At 42.2% G+C, this 17125-nt stretch carries 14 protein-coding genes; 10 read left to right on the forward strand and 4 right to left on the reverse strand.

Translation table 11 applies throughout. The features are described from left to right. The first annotated feature begins 199 nt into the window (after window positions 1–199). The 5 genes from P2W82_RS04970 to P2W82_RS04990 all read left to right on the forward strand — a co-directional run bounded on the left by P2W82_RS04970 (window position 200) and on the right by P2W82_RS04990 (window position 6821). A complete protein-coding gene (locus P2W82_RS04970) occupies window positions 200–1870 on the forward strand; it encodes a GMC family oxidoreductase (protein ID WP_336514745.1) in 1671 nt (556 codons plus the stop codon). Between the two features lie 17 nt (window positions 1871–1887). Then, window positions 1888–2664, forward strand: a complete 777-nt coding sequence (locus tag P2W82_RS04975; RefSeq protein ID WP_336514746.1) for an inositol monophosphatase family protein — start codon at window positions 1888–1890, stop codon at window positions 2662–2664. Between the two features lie 847 nt (window positions 2665–3511). Then, entirely contained in the window at window positions 3512–3973 is a 462-nt protein-coding gene (locus P2W82_RS24770) for a S41 family peptidase (RefSeq protein ID WP_419555710.1), read from the forward strand. Window positions 3974–4232: 259 nt separating this feature from the next. Next, the gene (gene thiL, locus P2W82_RS04985) at window positions 4233–5267 is read left to right on the forward strand and encodes a thiamine-phosphate kinase (RefSeq protein WP_336514748.1); all 1035 of its coding nucleotides are present in this window, start codon (window positions 4233–4235) and stop codon (window positions 5265–5267) included. A 141-nt stretch (window positions 5268–5408) separates the two neighbouring features. Beyond that, window positions 5409–6821, forward strand: a complete 1413-nt coding sequence (locus tag P2W82_RS04990) for a S41 family peptidase (RefSeq protein WP_336514749.1) — start codon at window positions 5409–5411, stop codon at window positions 6819–6821. A 1-nt stretch (window position 6822) separates the two neighbouring features. On the opposite strand, the gene P2W82_RS04995 is transcribed toward P2W82_RS04990, so the two are convergent. Then, complete coding sequence (locus tag P2W82_RS04995) at window positions 6823–8412, reverse strand: tetratricopeptide repeat protein (RefSeq protein WP_336514750.1); 1590 nt, start codon at window positions 8410–8412, stop codon at window positions 6823–6825. A 130-nt stretch (window positions 8413–8542) separates the two neighbouring features. Here P2W82_RS04995 and P2W82_RS05000 point away from each other — a divergent pair, with 130 nt between their 5' ends. The 4 genes from P2W82_RS05000 to P2W82_RS05015 all read left to right on the forward strand — a co-directional run bounded on the left by P2W82_RS05000 (window position 8543) and on the right by P2W82_RS05015 (window position 13516). Further along, window positions 8543–8782 (forward strand): hypothetical protein, encoded by a 240-nt coding sequence (locus tag P2W82_RS05000; RefSeq protein WP_336514751.1) that lies wholly within the window; start codon window positions 8543–8545, stop codon window positions 8780–8782. Between the two features lie 84 nt (window positions 8783–8866). Beyond that, window positions 8867–10591: an arylsulfatase gene (locus tag P2W82_RS05005; protein ID WP_336514752.1), complete on the forward strand. Its 1725-nt coding sequence runs from the start codon at window positions 8867–8869 to the stop codon at window positions 10589–10591. A 31-nt stretch (window positions 10592–10622) separates the two neighbouring features. After that, on the forward strand, window positions 10623–11381 hold the full coding sequence (locus P2W82_RS05010) for a hypothetical protein (protein ID WP_336514753.1): 759 nt from the start codon (window positions 10623–10625) through the stop codon (window positions 11379–11381). Between the two features lie 104 nt (window positions 11382–11485). Continuing rightward, the gene (locus P2W82_RS05015) at window positions 11486–13516 is read left to right on the forward strand and encodes a glycoside hydrolase family 127 protein (RefSeq protein ID WP_336514754.1); all 2031 of its coding nucleotides are present in this window, start codon (window positions 11486–11488) and stop codon (window positions 13514–13516) included. A 379-nt stretch (window positions 13517–13895) separates the two neighbouring features. Here the strand turns inward: P2W82_RS05015 and P2W82_RS05020 are convergent, their stop codons facing one another. Next, complete coding sequence (locus P2W82_RS05020; RefSeq protein ID WP_336514755.1) at window positions 13896–14996, reverse strand: Gfo/Idh/MocA family protein; 1101 nt, start codon at window positions 14994–14996, stop codon at window positions 13896–13898. 84 nt (window positions 14997–15080) lie between these two features. Between P2W82_RS05020 and P2W82_RS05025 the strand changes: the two genes are divergently transcribed. Then, on the forward strand, window positions 15081–15479 hold the full coding sequence (locus tag P2W82_RS05025) for a DUF3592 domain-containing protein (RefSeq protein ID WP_336514756.1): 399 nt from the start codon (window positions 15081–15083) through the stop codon (window positions 15477–15479). A 352-nt stretch (window positions 15480–15831) separates the two neighbouring features. Here the strand turns inward: P2W82_RS05025 and P2W82_RS05030 are convergent, their stop codons facing one another. Continuing rightward, a complete protein-coding gene (locus P2W82_RS05030; protein WP_336514757.1) occupies window positions 15832–16047 on the reverse strand; it encodes a hypothetical protein in 216 nt (71 codons plus the stop codon). Between the two features lie 275 nt (window positions 16048–16322). Next, on the reverse strand, window positions 16323–17123 hold the full coding sequence (locus P2W82_RS05035) for an amidohydrolase (protein ID WP_336514758.1): 801 nt from the start codon (window positions 17121–17123) through the stop codon (window positions 16323–16325). Window positions 17124–17125 lie beyond the last annotated feature (2 nt).

A 17125-nucleotide genomic window follows, 5' to 3' on the forward strand; every position in this document is an offset into this window, starting at 1 on the left:
CTTGTTTCAGTGGGCAGTCAACAAATAATTTTAGACACCAAATGCTATTTGTCAATGCTAAAACTTACAAACACCATATTGAAATCTGATTACATTTTTTACCGTTGGCCAAATGTATCTGCTGCCCGCTGCCTATTGCCTCCTGAACTATTAACTATGAACTATCTTAAACTTTCAATCTTAAACTTTAAACGCTAACATGCCTGATACAAATCAATTCGATGCAATCGTGGTAGGATCCGGAATCAGCGGAGGCTGGGCTGCAAAAGAATTATGTGAAAAAGGATTAAAAACTGTATTGATCGAACGTGGCCGTCCCCTTGAACATCGCAAAGATTATACTACTGCCAATCTTGATCCATGGGAATTTCCACATAGAGGATCGCTTACTCCTGAGGAAAAGAAAAAGCATCATATACAGGTGAGGCATTATTCCATCCATGAAGACAATAAACATTTTTACGTCAACGATCTGGAAAATCCATACACAGAAAAGCAACGCTACGACTGGGTAAGGGCTGATGTTCTCGGTGGTCGCTCCTTATTATGGGCCCGTATGAGTTTGCGTTGGAGCGATCTTGATTTTGAGGCAAATGCAAAAGACGGTCATGGTGTTGACTGGCCTATACGTTACCGTGAGATCCAGCCCTGGTATGAGTATGTCGAAAAATTTGTCGGTATCAGTGGTAAAGCAGAAGGGCTTCCTCATTTACCTGATAGCTTGTTCCAGGCGCCAATGCCGATGAATTGTGCAGAGGACTGGGTCAAAAAACAAATCGAGTCTAAATATCCCGACATCAAAATGATCGAAGGGCGTGTGGCAAACCTCACGCAGAAACTCCCTGGTCGCGATGCTTGTCAATACAGAAATCTCTGTCACCGCGGTTGTCCATTCGGTGCATATTTCAGCACGCTTTCTTCTACTTTGCCTGCAGCGATGAATACAGGAAATCTTACCGTAAAAACAAATTCGCTTGTTAACAAAGTGATTTATGATGAGCAGAAAGGGAAAGCAGTAGGCGTTGAAGTTATTGACACGGAGAGCGGAAACACAACTGAATATTTTGCGAAAGTGATTTTTCTCAATGCTGCCACTGTCGCCACGACTTTCATTTTATTGAATTCAAGAAGTAACAGGTTCCCCAACGGGCTGGGTAATGATAATGACATTGTTGGCCGTTACATGATGGATCATCACAAGAGCGGGAACGTTTCAGGAAAAATCGAAGGTTTCGAAGACAAATATTATTATGGCCGAAGACCCACGGGTATATTCATTCCGAAATTCAGAAACGTAAAAACAGTCAGTCCGAACTTTTTACGCGGTTATAACTGCCAGGGTGGTGCGAATCGCGGCCGCTCTTCGGGAGTTGGTGGAATTGGGGCTGAATTCAAAGAGAGTATAACGGAAGCGGGTAGCTGGAGATTTGGATTGGGTGCATTTGGCGAATGCCTTCCTTATGCTGACAACAGGATTACACTGAATACTGATGTCAAAGATAAGTATGGTCGCAATACACTCACCATGGATTGCAGCTTCAAGGAAAACGAGAAGAAGATGCGTGAAGATGCGATTACGACCATGCAGGAAATAATGGACAGCATCGGCTTGAAAGATATCCGTGTGGAAGGGGAGATGTCTTTCCCCGGCAATGCCAATCATGAAATGGGAACAGCGCGCATGGGAAAGGATCCGAAAACTTCGGTATTAAATAAATGGAACCAGATGCATGCGGTGAAAAATGTTTTCATTACAGATGGGTCCTGTATGCCATCGATTGCGAGTGTGAATCCATCACTCACGTTTATGGCACTTACCGCCAGGGCTGTCGATTATGCCGTGAGGGAAATGAAGAAAAACAATATATAAGCACTTATCTTCGCGGGATGTTGATCAATACATTGAAAAGAGCAGCCACAGAAGCCGGTTTGCTGATGAAAGCAGGTATCAATTCGGAATTTAAAGTTCATAATAAAGAAGGAATTAATAACCTCGTTACCGAAGTAGATCATGCTTCGGAAAAGCTCATCATGAGTATTATCAGGGAATCTTTCCCTGATCATTTTATCCTTAGTGAAGAAGTAGGTGAAATCGTGATGGATTCGGAATACAAATGGATCATCGACCCTATCGACGGCACCGTAAATTTTGCCAACGGAATTCCTATCTGCTGCGTTAGTATTGGTGTTGAATATCGTGGCAGTATGCTTCTTGGTTCTATTTATAATCCTTTTATAGATGAATTTTATTTCGCAGAAAAAGGAAAAGGTTCAACCCTGAATGATAAAACCATTCGCGTAAGTAACAAATCCGAAGTAATAAAATCCTGTCTGGTAACCGGGTTTCCTTATACCTACCTCGACGAGCCCAACGGACCATTGGAAGTTTTTGGAAGATTGATTCGCAAAGGAATACCCGTGCGTCGCCTGGGTTCTGCAGCCATGGATCTCGCCTGGGTTGCAGCAGGTCGCTTCGATGGTTTCTACGAACATAAATTAAATGCCTGGGATAGTGCAGCAGGTTTTCTACTCGTGGAAGAAGCCGGTGGTCGGGTTACTGATTTCAAAGGCGACTACTATTCTCCATATCAGCCGCATATAGTTGCGTCTAATTCGCTGATACATGATGAATTGCTCACCTGGGTGAACGGCACCAACGAATAGTATCCGGTTGCTATTTCCTTGCTGATTCATGAAAAAATTTGCATTATCTCAGCTGTTATTTTTTTTCTCCTTTGCAGGATATTCACAGACATCTCCGTATACCGCAGATGTTGATGCTCTTTATCGTGTACTCAAACAAACACCCTCTTTTCAGGATCAGATTACAGGAGAAAAAAGGATAGCTTACGATAGTCTTTATACCGCCGTTAGAAATGACTCAACAAATTTCAAAGACGGTTATGATTACTATTTCAGGCTCGCAAGGCTATTGTATCCTATTCGCGATAACCACCTGGGCTTTTATCAATTTCCATCTGCGGTACTTGAAGAAAAATATTATTCCAACGACTCGATAATAAAAGTCTACAAACAACTCTGGCCTGTAAAAACCTATCCGAAACTTTCCATCAATACGGATTCCCTACGACAGGTTTTGAACAATAAATCAAAGGATTCTGTCGAAGGAATTTACTTTTTTGACTGCATGTTAGAAATCGGAGTGATGCGAACAGGCAATCCGAATGAGTTGCTGGGAATCATTCTTTCTTCGTCCATTCCCCAATGGGATAAAGGTGATATTGCGGCGCGACTAACCGAAAAGGCCCCGGGTCGTTTCAGGGCAATTTATGGACATCCTCTTTTTAAAAATCAATTGCTTTACAACAACGAAAAGTTTATCAACCACTCACTGATCAATTCACATTTCTATTCGGTAATCGGTGATCTGTATTATAAAAAAGATACAGCAGCAGTTGATTATTCCAGGATACCGAACACAGCACCACTTTTTGAATTAGAAAGAGTGAGGTCCGATGTACAGCGACTGAGGCTCGGAAGTTTTGATGCAATGGAAGAGTCGGAAAAAATTTCAACGGCCTTCTTTCAGAAAATAAAAGATTCATTAATTGCAAAAACCCTGATTGTAGATCTGCGGGACAATGAAGGCGGTGCCAACAGGATTTCTTATAAATTTTTTACGCTTATCCGTCAATTCGCTAACGACAAAAAAGTGTATGTGCTGGTGAATAATGGAACGATGAGCCAGGGAGAAATTTTTATGCTTCAGTTGAAAGAACTGAAAAATGTAAAGACCCTGGGTCAGACAACACGAGGTACTATTGCATACGGCAGCAACTTTGGAAAAACGGAACGCCTCGGCAATGGCAGTATTGCTGTATATCTCACGGACATGCGTGACACTGGTGGTTTATTTAAGTACGAAGATGTTGGTGTTGAACCGGAGATCAGGCTGAGCTCCGATCGGGATTGGATTGAGCAGGTCTTAGAGATAGTTGGGAGGCAGGAGTGAGGAGGCAGGAGATGTAGTAGCTGGTGTTTAGTAACAAGCATCAGGTGATGATTCTCTCAAAAAATGAATTCTGAGAAAGGCTAAGTTTGCATTTTGGATTCTTCAAATGAATACGAAGCGAAATTGTTTTTAAATTTAATTTTTCCTAAAATTTAACAGTGGAATTTTACAAACATAGGCGTGGCGCTAGTGACTAAACCCTGGTGCTCCTGCCTCCCTACTCCTTACTCCTGCCTGTATTTTTACTTACATTTGCCCCATGAGTCGCACTGAAATTTCAGAATTCGGAGAATTTGGCCTGATCGAACATCTTACAAAAAATGTGGAATTGCAGAATGTGTCATCAGTGATTGGCATAGGTGATGACGCGGCTGTGATCGATCATTTTGGAAAACAAACAGTAGTGACCACTGATTTGCTTGTGGAAGGAGTTCACTTCGACCTGATGTATACGCCGTTAAAACATCTCGGTTATAAAAGTGTTGTTGTCAACCTGAGTGATGTGTATGCAATGAATGCAACGCCCACACAGATAACCATGAGTATTGCAGCCAGCAATCGTTTCAGTGTGGAAGCACTCGATGAATTTTACGAAGGAGTGTATTCAGCCTGTGAAAAATATGGCGTGGACCTGGTCGGAGGAGATACTGCGGCATCTCAGAAGGGTTTTATTATTTCTGTGACTGCGTTGGGAGAAGTTAATCCGGAAAAAATTGTTCGCCGTAGCACTGCCAAAAAGGGCGATCTGATTTGTTGTTCCGGTGATCTTGGCGGGGCGTATATTGGATTACTTTTTCTTGAAAGAGAAAAGAAGATTTATTTAGAAAGTCCTGGCGTTCAGCCGGATCTTGAAGGAGAATCTTATGTGATTGGGAAACTATTAAAGCCTGAAGCACGAAAAGACATCATAGAGTTTTTTGAAGAACAGAACATTATTCCCACTTCGATGATGGATATCAGCGACGGCTTAAGTTCGGAATTATTGCATATTGCAAAAGCGAGTGAATGTGGATGTGTGATATATGAAGAAAAAATTCCTGTTGCAGAAGAAGCGAGAAAAGCAGCATTTAAATTTGAAATCGATCCTACTGCCTGCGCTTTAAGCGGTGGTGAAGATTATGAATTGCTGTTTACTTTACGCCAGGAAGATTATGACAAAGTAACACTAAATGAAAAAATAAGTGTTATCGGTTATATCACCGAACCAGAGAAAGGAAAAACAATTATTACTAAGGGCGGAAACTCGCATAATATAACCGCACAGGGTTGGAATGCATTCAAAAATAAAATTTAAGCCCGGCCGTTTACAACTGTGCGACAGCCCGTTTTTAATATGTTACCCCAAAGAAACACAAAAGGATTTTTACTCATATTTCTCGTTGGCTGCTCATTTGTTTTGTTTTCCTGTTCTTCAGCAAAACACAGTCGTTCAGTTTTGAAAAAATATCCCGTTGAAGATCTGAAAGCGGATTATGATATTCTTCGTAATGTCCTGGAGAAATATCATCCTTCGCTTTACTGGTACACACCAAAAGACAGCATGGATCTGTTTTTTGCTCTCTATCGCTCTGCAATAAAAGATTCGATGACGCAGCAACAATTCGGGTTTGGAATTCTCGCTCCGTTAACAACAAAGATCCGCTGCGGTCATACGAGTTTTAATTTCTCAAAATCCTGGTCATCCTTCTTCCGCGGTGTTCCGGCGCCTTCTTTTCCATTGCATCTGAAGATCTGGGGAGATACGATGATCGTACTGAATAATCTCAACCGTAAAGATTCGCTCATTAAGCGTGGCATGCAGGTGAAATCCGTTAATGGATTGCAGGCAAGGCAGCTCACCAACATCATGTTCGAATACATGGCCACTGATGGCTATGCGCAAAATGTGAATTATATACGTCTCAGCAATTCATTCCCATATTATCACAGAAATATTTTCGGACTTAGTCGGAATTACCAGGTCACTTACCTCGATAGTCTGCAACAGGAGAGAACATTATTGATCCCGGTTTTCAATCCAAGAGGAGACACCACTAAGAAAAACGAACAGCCAAATACCGTCAAAAAAGAAAAAGAAAAACGACCACCCAGAAAGGAACGTCTTAAGTTTTATCGATCACTTGACATTGATACCGCAAATCAACTCGCAATTATTTCCATCAGCAGTTTTGATGATGGTTATGGCTTGAAAAAATTTCTCCGCCGTTCTTTTAAAGAAATCCGGAGTAAAAAATATCCCCACCTGGCTATTGATCTTCGGAACAATGGTGGCGGAAGAGTAAACAATTTCATACGCCTTGCGCGGTACATAAAAGACGAGCCATTCAAAGTTGCTGATACAGCAATTTGTGCTGCGCGTGGATTTGGCAAATACGGAAAGTATATTCAGCGAAATCTTATCTACAGTACGACGATGAAAGCCTTCACTAAAAAAGATAATGAGGGTAAGTTACACTATCGCTATTGGGAAAAACACATATTCAAACCTTACAAAAAGAAACATTATAACGGGAACGTGTACGTCGTAATCAGCGGACCCACATTTTCAGCATCCACGCTGTTTTGTCATACGGTACAACACCAGCAAAATGTAACGCTTGTTGGTGAAGAAACCGGCGGTGGAGACTATGGTAACAACGGGATGATGATTCCTTATGTAACATTGCCCAATACAAAAATGCGCGTGAGTTTACCGCTATTCAGGATAGTGCAACACAATCCGGGGGAAAAAGATGGAAGGGGCGTTAAACCTGATGTACTGGTTGAACCAACCGCTTCGGCTATACGTGCAGGTGTTGACAGAAAAATGGAGGCTGTAAAAGAGCTGATCCAGCAAAAAAATCAGTAGCTCAGTGTGCTCCCACCTCAACCAATTGGCGATAGATCTTCCTTGTAAGATCAGTATCCTGGATAAAAGCATTAATGTAAGGTTCAAGATATCGCTCTAACTCCGGAAACCTGTTGAACAATTTTTCTTTGGTATATGAAGCTTCGGCCGGCAAATTCATTTCTGCAAGAGCCGTAGTTTTGATGATCAACTCCCACGGCACATTCGGCATGTTCATTTTCTCCGCCCAATAGATCGCATCATCATATTGCTCTTTTTTGAAAAAATAAAAAGCTGCGCCGCCATTGATCCACCATTGATAGTAGGGATTGAGATGAACAGAATCGTCAATCAATTTCATTCCTTCGTCATATTCGCCACAGCAGATCAGGCAGAAACCAATGCCGCCCATGATACCAGCTGATTGGTGAGGGATTTTTTTCCAATCATTGATCGTTTTTAAAGTCTCTGCACGATTTTTCTTAAACAGGCTTGCCAACGCAAGCGTTTGATAAGCATGTTGACAAAAGGGATCAATTTTGATTGACCTTTTTCCGCAGCGATATGCTTCTTCAATCATGTCAGGAGTTCCTTCAATGCGATAGCCCATGAAGTAGCCGCCGATGTGTATTTCACCCAGCACGGCCCATCCCAATGCATATTCCGGAGCGATGCGAACCGAATGTTGCATTGCAGCCAACGACTTTCGAAATATCTCTTCGCTCACATCATTTACAAAATGGTAATACCAGAATATGGCGTCATAAATCTTGAGGTCTTCAATATTCTTCGCCGGCGGTATCTTGCTGGTATTTCTGACTATCGCGCCGAAGTGGCCTGCAATACGACTCACCACATGCCTTACGATATCATCCTGTATTTCAAAAAGATCGGTGATGGTACTTTTCTTTTCAAATGACTCGGCCCACAACTGTTCCCTGGTTTCGCTGAGTATCAATTGAACGCGTACGCGGATGGTTTCAGCATTTCCCTGGACCGTACCTGTCAGCATATATTTAGCGTCGAGTAACCGGCCGGCTTCTTTGATATCTGTTGTTCGCTCCGAAATACTTCTGCTGGAGTAGTAGGATACCACTGAAAGCTCAGAGTAACCTGCAAGTTCTGAACTCAGCTGATCTGCCAGGCCATCCTGGAAAAAAGCAGCAGCCGGATCGGTACTGATATTTCTGAATGGAAAAACAGCGACAGTAGTCCGGTTGCTGAACAGAGATTCAGGCTGGGAAGATGCCGGAATATTTTTTTCAGATGGAGCTTTTTCCGAAAACTCCGGAACATAGGTTCCTTTTGGAATCGTAATGACTATTTGGTCATTTTTTCCCTGGTTGCTGTAGTACTCATTCAGGGCCCTGCGAAGCCTTCCCGCATGTATGCGTACGACAGGGTCCGTCTGTGGATTGAAGTCTGCCTTCTTAAAAAGTACTTTCAATCCGATAATATACTCCTTTAATTCCCGGCCCCTCCCAGCGAGCGTTTCCTCCACCACAAATTTCAGAAACTGCGAAAGCGCCTTTGAGTTTTGGAATATTTCGCTGCCCAGTATTTGATTCAAAGCCTCTGTAACCCTTGAAGTTACAAGTTCGTTTTTGGTCAATGGTGTTCTTGTTTTACCGTAATGTTACTGTAATGGGCTTTACCGGATCAATAGCAGTATATAAAATTGCAAATGTATTCAAAAACACAAACGCCGTTTTTAAAAAATGTTTCGATGGCGGCTAACCACCATGCAAAAAGAATTACAAAACCTGCTTGATCATTTTCCTGAATTCAGGGGCCGGATCCTTGAGCTTTTCAGCAGAAATGAAGATTTCAAATCGCTTTGTTTTGATTACTGGCAGTGCAGATCGGCGATGCTTAAAATCAGGGAGCATGTGGAGTACGATTTACAGCAGGAAACGGAGTACATCAACCTATGCAAAGAACTTGAAAATGAAGCCTTGAAATTTTTGATCAGGGCTGATTAAAGAGAATCCCAAAATCCATTCTCCGATATTATTCAACCGCAATACAGATCAAAGTAAAAGCTCAACATATTCAAATACAACTCGATGAAAAAAGGACTATTCCTGTTGCTAGTCACTAGTCAATATCTTTTGTCATGCGGTACAGACGCAGCCAAAAACAATGAAGTGACAACGTCAACCGATACAGCTACAGTAAAACCCAATATACTTTTCATACTCGCCGACGACATGGGTTTTACTGATATATCACCTTTCGGTGGAAATATTTCTACTCCCGTTATAGAGTCGGTTTCAAAAGAAAGTATGCTTTTTTCCAACTATCATGTTCAGCCTACCTGTTCGCCTACCCGTTCCAGTTTGCTTACCGGAAATGATAACCATGTCGCCGGGCTTGGGATAATGAGTGAAATGGATTATCCGGCATTAAACAATCTTCATCTTCCCGGCTATTCAGGCCACCTGAGTAACCAGGTTGTCACCTTGCCGGAACTGTTGAGAGGAACTGGTTATCATACCTACATGACCGGTAAGTGGCATCTTGGCGAAGGTGCAGGCCTTGATCCGCATGACAGGGGTTTTGAAGAAAGTTTTATTCTCGGGACCGGTGGCGGAAGTCATTTTAACGACAGAAAAGCCTTGTCTCCTTTGCAGCACATGAGTTATACGCACAATGGAAAGGAAATCGAACCGCCGGCAGATTTTTATTCTTCGCGGAATTACACGGATTCGATGATCAGTTTCATTGATAAAAACAAGGATGATAAAAAACCTTTCTTTGGATACCTCTCTTATACCGCTGTACATGATCCTTTGCAGGCGCCTGAAGAATACATAAAAAAATACAAGGGAAAATTTGACATGGGATGGGATTCTCTTCGTGTACTGAGAACAAATAATCTCAAAGCTCTCGGCATCGTACCGGAAAATATGAAAATGCTTTCGATATCAGCCATTCCAAAGTGGAACACACTTCCCAAAGAGAAGCAAAAAGAATTCGCGAGAGATATGGAAGTGTACGCTGCAATGCTGGATTACATGGATATGAGTATCGGCCGCGTGATTGAGTACCTGAAAAAACAGGGGATGTATGACAATACACTGATCCTTTTTATGTCTGATAACGGCGCCAATGGTGCAGTGGCAAGTACTTACCCCGGAAATGAAAATGGAAAATACCTCGGTTCTTTTGATAATGCATTTGAAAATCGCGGATTAAAAAATTCATATGTCGAAATGGGGCCCGGCTGGGCGCAGGCGGTTACCGGTCCTTTTAATCTATTCAAAACTTTCGCTTCCGAAGGTGGAATAAGAGCGCCGCTGATAATAAAAATGCCGAAAGAAAGTACTGTTAATGGCAAATGGAACAGGTCTTTTGTACATGTTACCGACATAATGCCAACCATCCTCGAAATTACCGGGACAGCGTATCCCACAGAATTCAGGGGTAATCAGATCCATCCCATGATCGGAAAATCAATTCTCCCTGTCTTAACGGGCAAAGCGGATGCTGCTTACAAAGACGAAGGAAGAGGATACGAACTCTTTGAAATGAAAGCATATATAAAAGGCAAATGGAAAATTCTACGCCAGCCAATTCCGTTCAGCACAGGCAAATGGCAGTTATTCGACCTTGAGAACGATCCTGGCGAGACTACCGATCTATCCGCGAACGAACCGGCAATATGCCGCGAGCTAATTAAAGGCTGGGAAAATTATGTAATCCAGAATAATGTATACGACCATCACGGCCACTATGATTCTGTGTACAAAGCGAGTTATACACCGCCGTCAAAAAAAACAAAGAAATAGAAATCCGGAGTGATATAAATTCACAAAAGGAATGAAAAAGATAGCGTTTCTGTTCACTGCTCAAACCTGGATCGTGCTTGCGGTATCATTGCTCAGCGCCTATATTTCACTGACGCTGCAGCTGAATTTGTATGTGGATTTTCTGATCCTTGGTTTAATTATCGCTTTTCCTCTGAACCTTACGATTAAGTTGGCATTCAAAAGAAGGGAGCAGGCCATTAAGGAACTCACTGAGCTGAAGGCGACCTTGAAAGCATGTTTCTTTTTTGTTGAAAATCTTCAGCTGCCTTCATCGGCAACTATTCAGTTTACAGAAACACTACGAAATTCCGTAGCAAAAACTGAAGATTACCTCACCTCGAAAAACAGCTCGTCCCTGGAAGTTGAAAAATTACCCGAAACATTTCTCCGGGTTTTTAGTGGAAATAAAGACCTGATGAAAGAAAAGATCTATTCCCGGCTGCTATCGTACGTTCAGAAAATTGATGAATCCATTCTGTTCCTCGTCTCTGTTAAAAAACACCATACGCCTTATGGTGTGCGGTTGATTGTTCTTTTAGCGATTTATATTTTTACGGTTTTCTATCCCGCATCGCTGCTGCATAAAACCGGATTCGATAATCCACTCTGGTATGTTTTTGTGATGACTGCCTTTAAGGGTTTCATATTGATTTCGCTCTTCAATATTCAGGTCGGGCTGGAAGATTCCTTTACTTCTTCCGGTCCGGATAAAATTAAACTCAAAGAACTTTTGAATGTTGATTTTCTACAAAAATCAGAACAGACCTGATCCCCCGAAACCTGACTTATGAGCACCGTTTTCAACAGCCGACAGCAATCTTCGGAATTAAATTTTACCTTGACAGCATATTCCGGAATAATAAACAATTGCTTATGTCGGCCATACTTCCACAGGGAATTTTACTGTATTTGATTTTTGCCTGGTCTACCCTTTCCGCTCAGTCCCCCGCTTCAAAATTAACTGCCCTGCCCCTGGAAGCAGTTACCATACAGGATGCGTTCTGGTCACCGAAACTGAAAGTCTGGGATACAAAAACTGTTTATGATGTACTGGACAAACTGGAAGGCAAATATGTTCCTGATCGAAAAGATATCGCCGACGAATTAAAAAAAATTGGCAGAACCAGGAATGCTTTTTACAATTTTGACCTTGTTGCACAAGGCAAGAAAGATCTGAATATGCATGATGGTCCGCCATGGTATGATGGACTGGTGTATGAAACATTCCGTGGCGCCGCTGATCTGATGATTGAATATCCGGATCCAAATCTGGAGAAGAAGATTGATGCTTATATCGTTCGCATAGCTGCAGCGCAAAACGCAGATCCCGATGGATTTATCAACACATATACTACTCTGATGAGATCGCATCAGCGTTTTGGCACGAATGGTGGAAACGAAAACTGGCAGCACGACATTTACAATGCCGGAATGCTTGCAGAAGCTGCTGTTCACTATTATAATGCCACCGGCAAAACACAACTGCTGGATGTGGCTACCAAAATGGCAAACTACATGTACCGGGTTATGGGGCCCGAACCAAAACAAAATATCGTTCCTGGCCATGGCGGTCCGGAAGAAACCATGTTCAGGCTGTACAAGTTTTTCCAGGCATATCCGGAAGTAAAGTCAAAAATGAAAACGCCGGTTAATGAAAAACAATATTACGACCTGGCAAAATTCTGGATCGATACACGTGGCAATCATGGAAGACCTGATGGTACCTATAGTCGTACCAACTGGGGACCTTATAACCAGGACAGTATTCCGGTAACGGAGCAAAAGACAATTGAAGGCCATGCTGTAAGAGCTACCTTGCTGGCAACCGGAGTTACCGCGATGGCAATGGAAGATAATGATGCCGGTTATATCCAGACTGCCAATAATTACTGGAACAATATGATTGGTCAACGATTGTTTATCACCGGGGGGCAAGGTGCTATTCCTGATGGCGAAAAATTCGGACCGGATTATTTTCTGCCAGAAAATGCCTACCTGGAGACCTGTGCTTCTATTGGTGCAGGGTTTTTCAGTCAGCAGATGAATGAATTAGAGGCAGATGGAAAGTATGTTGATGAATTGGAAAGAGTGCTTTATAATAATCTTCTTTCGAGCATTTCATTAAACGGCGATCAATATCATTATGAAAATCCGCTGAGCACCAATTCACATCCGCGTTGGGTATGGCATGATTGTCCGTGTTGCCCTCCAATGTTTTTGAAAATGGTAGGTGCATTACCACGATATATTTATGGGACAAATAACGATGCTGTATTTGTGAATCTGTTTATCAGCAGCAATGCAAAATTTCAATTGAAAGATAAAGATGTTTCCATTCAGCAGAAAACGGAATACCCATGGAAAGGAAAAGTTGTGTTGACCGTAAATAATCCTTCAGCATCGGAATTTCCATTGCATATCCGCATTCCAGGTTGGGCAGCTGGTAAAGAGAACCCATTTGATCTTTACAGCTCAACGGTTAAATCTAAACCGGAATTGAAGGTAAACGGAAAAGCCGTGAATATGCAGATGGAAGATGGTTATGCAGTAGTTAATCGCAAATGGAATAATGGGGATAAGGTTGAACTTGTACTTCCTGTTGAGCCTCGTGTTGTTTATCCATCTGCAGACATCAAAAATATTTCTGGCAAAGCTGTTATCAGCGCAGGCCCGATCGTGTATGCTTTTGAATCTGTTGATAATCCTGGTCTCACCAACTACAGTTTTTCAAAGTCTGCTGATCTGAAGATGCAATACAAACCTGGTCTACTGAATGGCGTAAATATTATTTCAGGTGAAGCAAAAGACGCTAATGCGAAAACGGTGACATTTACTGCGATTCCATTTTATGCCATCGGTAACCGCGGGACGCAGGCCTACCAGGTATGGATACCCGTAAAGTAGGTTGAACGTTAAACGTATAATGTGGAACGTAAGCTGTTGTGGAAGGCAGATGTTTTCTTAAAAATTGCCTTTCGCTGGTGCTCGCTTTGAGGAGCACTGCCATGAATGAGCTGTGCTAAGTATTATGCGTTGAACTCAGAGCCAATTCATGTATATATTTTATGTGCTTTCCCGTTCCTTTCCGTTTTTCCCGTCTTACCGTCTACTTTCTATTGTTAGGAATTTCATAGATTTTAATATGAGGTTGATGGAAAGACGAGAAGGGCGGTAATGAAGAAACGGTAAATAGAATAATCCAAAAAATTCCGTTTTACAAGTTGAATTGAATTGTTGCACCGGCGTAGGCCGACGTTCCACGTTTTTACGTTCAACCCGAAGCCTAATTGATCTGCGTCTTCGTTCCCCCACTTAGTGCGGATGCATAAATTGCTTCAAGCACTTTCATATCCTTCCAACCTTCTTCACCGGTAATGTGTGATGGCAATGACTCTTTTGCAAGAATTTTTTTGCAGATTTCATCGCACTGGACCTGTTGCTGATTTGTTGCCGGAAAATTCAATGGACCATCACTGGTTTTACCGATGAAAGGCCCGTAACTGATGGCAGGACTCAACTCAAAACTTCCTTTTTCCGCACCTGCGTAAAATCGATCGATCTGAGAATTGTAGGTTGTGATTGAATTGCACATGGCTCCTCCTGGAAACTGCAGTTGCCACGTAATAGATTCCTCCACTTCTGCAAAAAGGTCTGGCCTTGTTACTGGCCCGAACTGCGCAGTGACAGTAAGAGGTTCTTCACCTGTTACATACCGAGCCACCTGCACACAATAGACACCGAGATTCATCAGCGGTCCGCCGCCGGCCAGCGTTTTATTATGCCGCCATTGTTTCGGATCTTCTGATTTATAGCCAAGTGAAGCCTCCATCACTTTTACATTTCCGAAAACCTTTTGCTGACCGAGCCGCATCAATTCCATGTGATACGGCTCATAATGCAGGCGATATCCCATGGCAAGTTGCACGCCTGCTTTTTTGCAGGCTTCAATCATCTCACGGCAATCAGTAGCCGTAATGGCCATGGGCTTCTCCACAATTACATGTTTGCCCGCTTTGGCCGCGCGGATAACGTATTCCTTGTGCATGGCGTTGGGAAGAACGACATAAATGAGATCAATATCTTTATTGGAAGCAATGTTGTCAAAATTCTGATAGTTGTAAATATTCTTACCCGGGATATTATATTTTTTCTTCCAGGTCTCCGCCTTCGAAGGTGTTCCGGTCACAATACCAGCTACACGACAATATTTTGCTGTGTCAATTCCTTCCGCCAGGTAAGTGGCATAACGGCCCAAACCAACCAAGGCAATATTTATTTTTTTTGTTTGATCCATAATCGGGCGGCTGTTCTGTACCTGAAGTGCAGTGGCGGCCGCACCGATTCCACTATAGGAAATAAATTTTCTGCGGGAAATTATTTTCATTGTTATCAGATATTATCAATTAGTACCGGTAAAAACGAATTTGTTACAATGATGAAATTGCTATTTTACACAAAACATTTTTGAATGTCGGGCATAAATGTATTGCTTCTGGTACTGGCTATATCAGGTTTTCTTCCGCTGGGAATTATCCTGTACAAAAGGTATATGGTTAAGAGAATACTGAATACCGGAACGGAAACAGTGGCAAGGGTTTATAAAGTCGTTAAGACAAACAAATCGTCGATTGAAATTGTATACTACACCTATGTTGATTCAAGAACAGGCAAACAATATTCGGGTCATCTTACCGGGAAACACGGACTGTACAAGAATGGCGAAACACTCCAGGTATTTTTTCTCCCTGAAAATCCTTCGCGTAGCACGGTGAAAGGTGCATGGGCATCTGTTGTTTTTTTAATATTTGGAATTGTGCTAGCCTTGTTTGTATTGTTTGCAGTTTATAAAATCGGGAAAGGATTATAAGGTACAATTCTTTGAATAGTGGTAACTGCCATATGTTATTGCCGAGAAATACATAAAAAAGTTTTACCGGCTTGCCGACGCCGCCAAAACCTGAAAGCGGTGCAACAATGTCATCAACGGCAACCGAACCTGCCCCGGATAGAAAAAACACTGATATGCGATTATAATAGATTTGCGGTTCAGGGTGTTTTTTAGTATTTGTATAAGTGTATGGTCAGACATAATTGAATTGAAGGACGGACGTGCCTTGAGGCCAATCACATATACACCGTTAACATGGGCAAGAAGGCTTTTGATAAATACCATTTTCATGCGATCATCCTTGTCATAGAAATGCATTCTTAGCTCCGGATCATATATCGTGAATCTTTCTGTCCTCAATATGGGTCTCTGGAAACTCAATCCGGATTTGGGAAATTATTCTCGGCCAAATTGTTGAATAAGCTGATCTGCTTGCTGTTGGTTTTGCGACCTTGATAAATCCGCTGTCCGGATCTGCATTATACCCGGATAAAGCTGGATATATTTTTCTTGCCTTGCTGACAAGCGAAACAACTATATCATTCATTGACATGGATTTTGAACAGTAGAATATCGGATAATTGAGAAGGACATCCGCTTTAAAAAAAACTCTTTTAACTACTGAAGATGACCAGATCAGAAGATGATTTCCTGCAAAAGGTAATAGGATTTTTTAGATGTGGTATTCGTGAAATTCCGTTATAGTATACCAGAAGGAAACTTCTAACAGCCAACAGGTATCAACTGAATGTGTAAGGCCTGTTCGGTGCCTTGGGATTGGGGTTTACTTCACTGCCGGGATCTCCGTGTCCTGATAACCGCCTAAACAATTACAAACCGGTCCGCATCCTCCCAGAATCTGAACTTATCCCTCGCTTGCAATAAATTTTCCTTATCCAGTTGAATAGTATGAATCTCTTCTGCGTGTGCTTTTTCATATAATATCTCACCCAATGGATCTATAACCATACTGTCGCCGCTGTGATAAATTCCATTGCCATCTTCACCCACACGATTAACTCCAATCACATAACATTGGTTTTCGATTGCCCGCGCTCTTAACAATGTTTTCCATGCAAGACTTCTTCTTTCCGGCCAGTTGGCCACGTACAACAGTATATCATATTCGGCGGCAGGACTTACCATCTGCGGGGAAAAATTTTGTCGTGACCAGACAGGAAATCGCAGATCATAACAGATACAACAATTGATTCTCCATCCTTTAACAGAAGCAATAAATCTTCGTTCTCCCGGAGTGTAATGTTCATCCTCGCCGGCGAAGCTGAAACAATGTCGTTTATCATAATGTCCACTTTCTCCGTTGGGCAACATCCAGATCAGCCGATTAAAATAATCTTCTCCTTCGCGTATGATCAGACTTCCGGTAAGGATTACACGCTTTTCAATCGACAGCTTTTTCATCCATTCGACGGAGTATCCATCCATTGTTTCCGCAAGGCCTTCTGCATCCATGTTAAAGCCTGTACTGAACATTTCCGGCAACACCACCAGTTCAGTTCGTTCTGCAATACCGCGTATCTTTTCTTCAAGCATCTGCAGGTTGGCAGCTTTATCGCCCCAGGATAAATTTGTTTGTACCAATGAAACAGTGAGTGATGACATGC

This window comes from Pollutibacter soli, from assembly GCA_029269725.1.
GTDB classification, from domain to species: Bacteria; Bacteroidota; Bacteroidia; order Chitinophagales; family Chitinophagaceae; genus Pollutibacter; species Pollutibacter soli.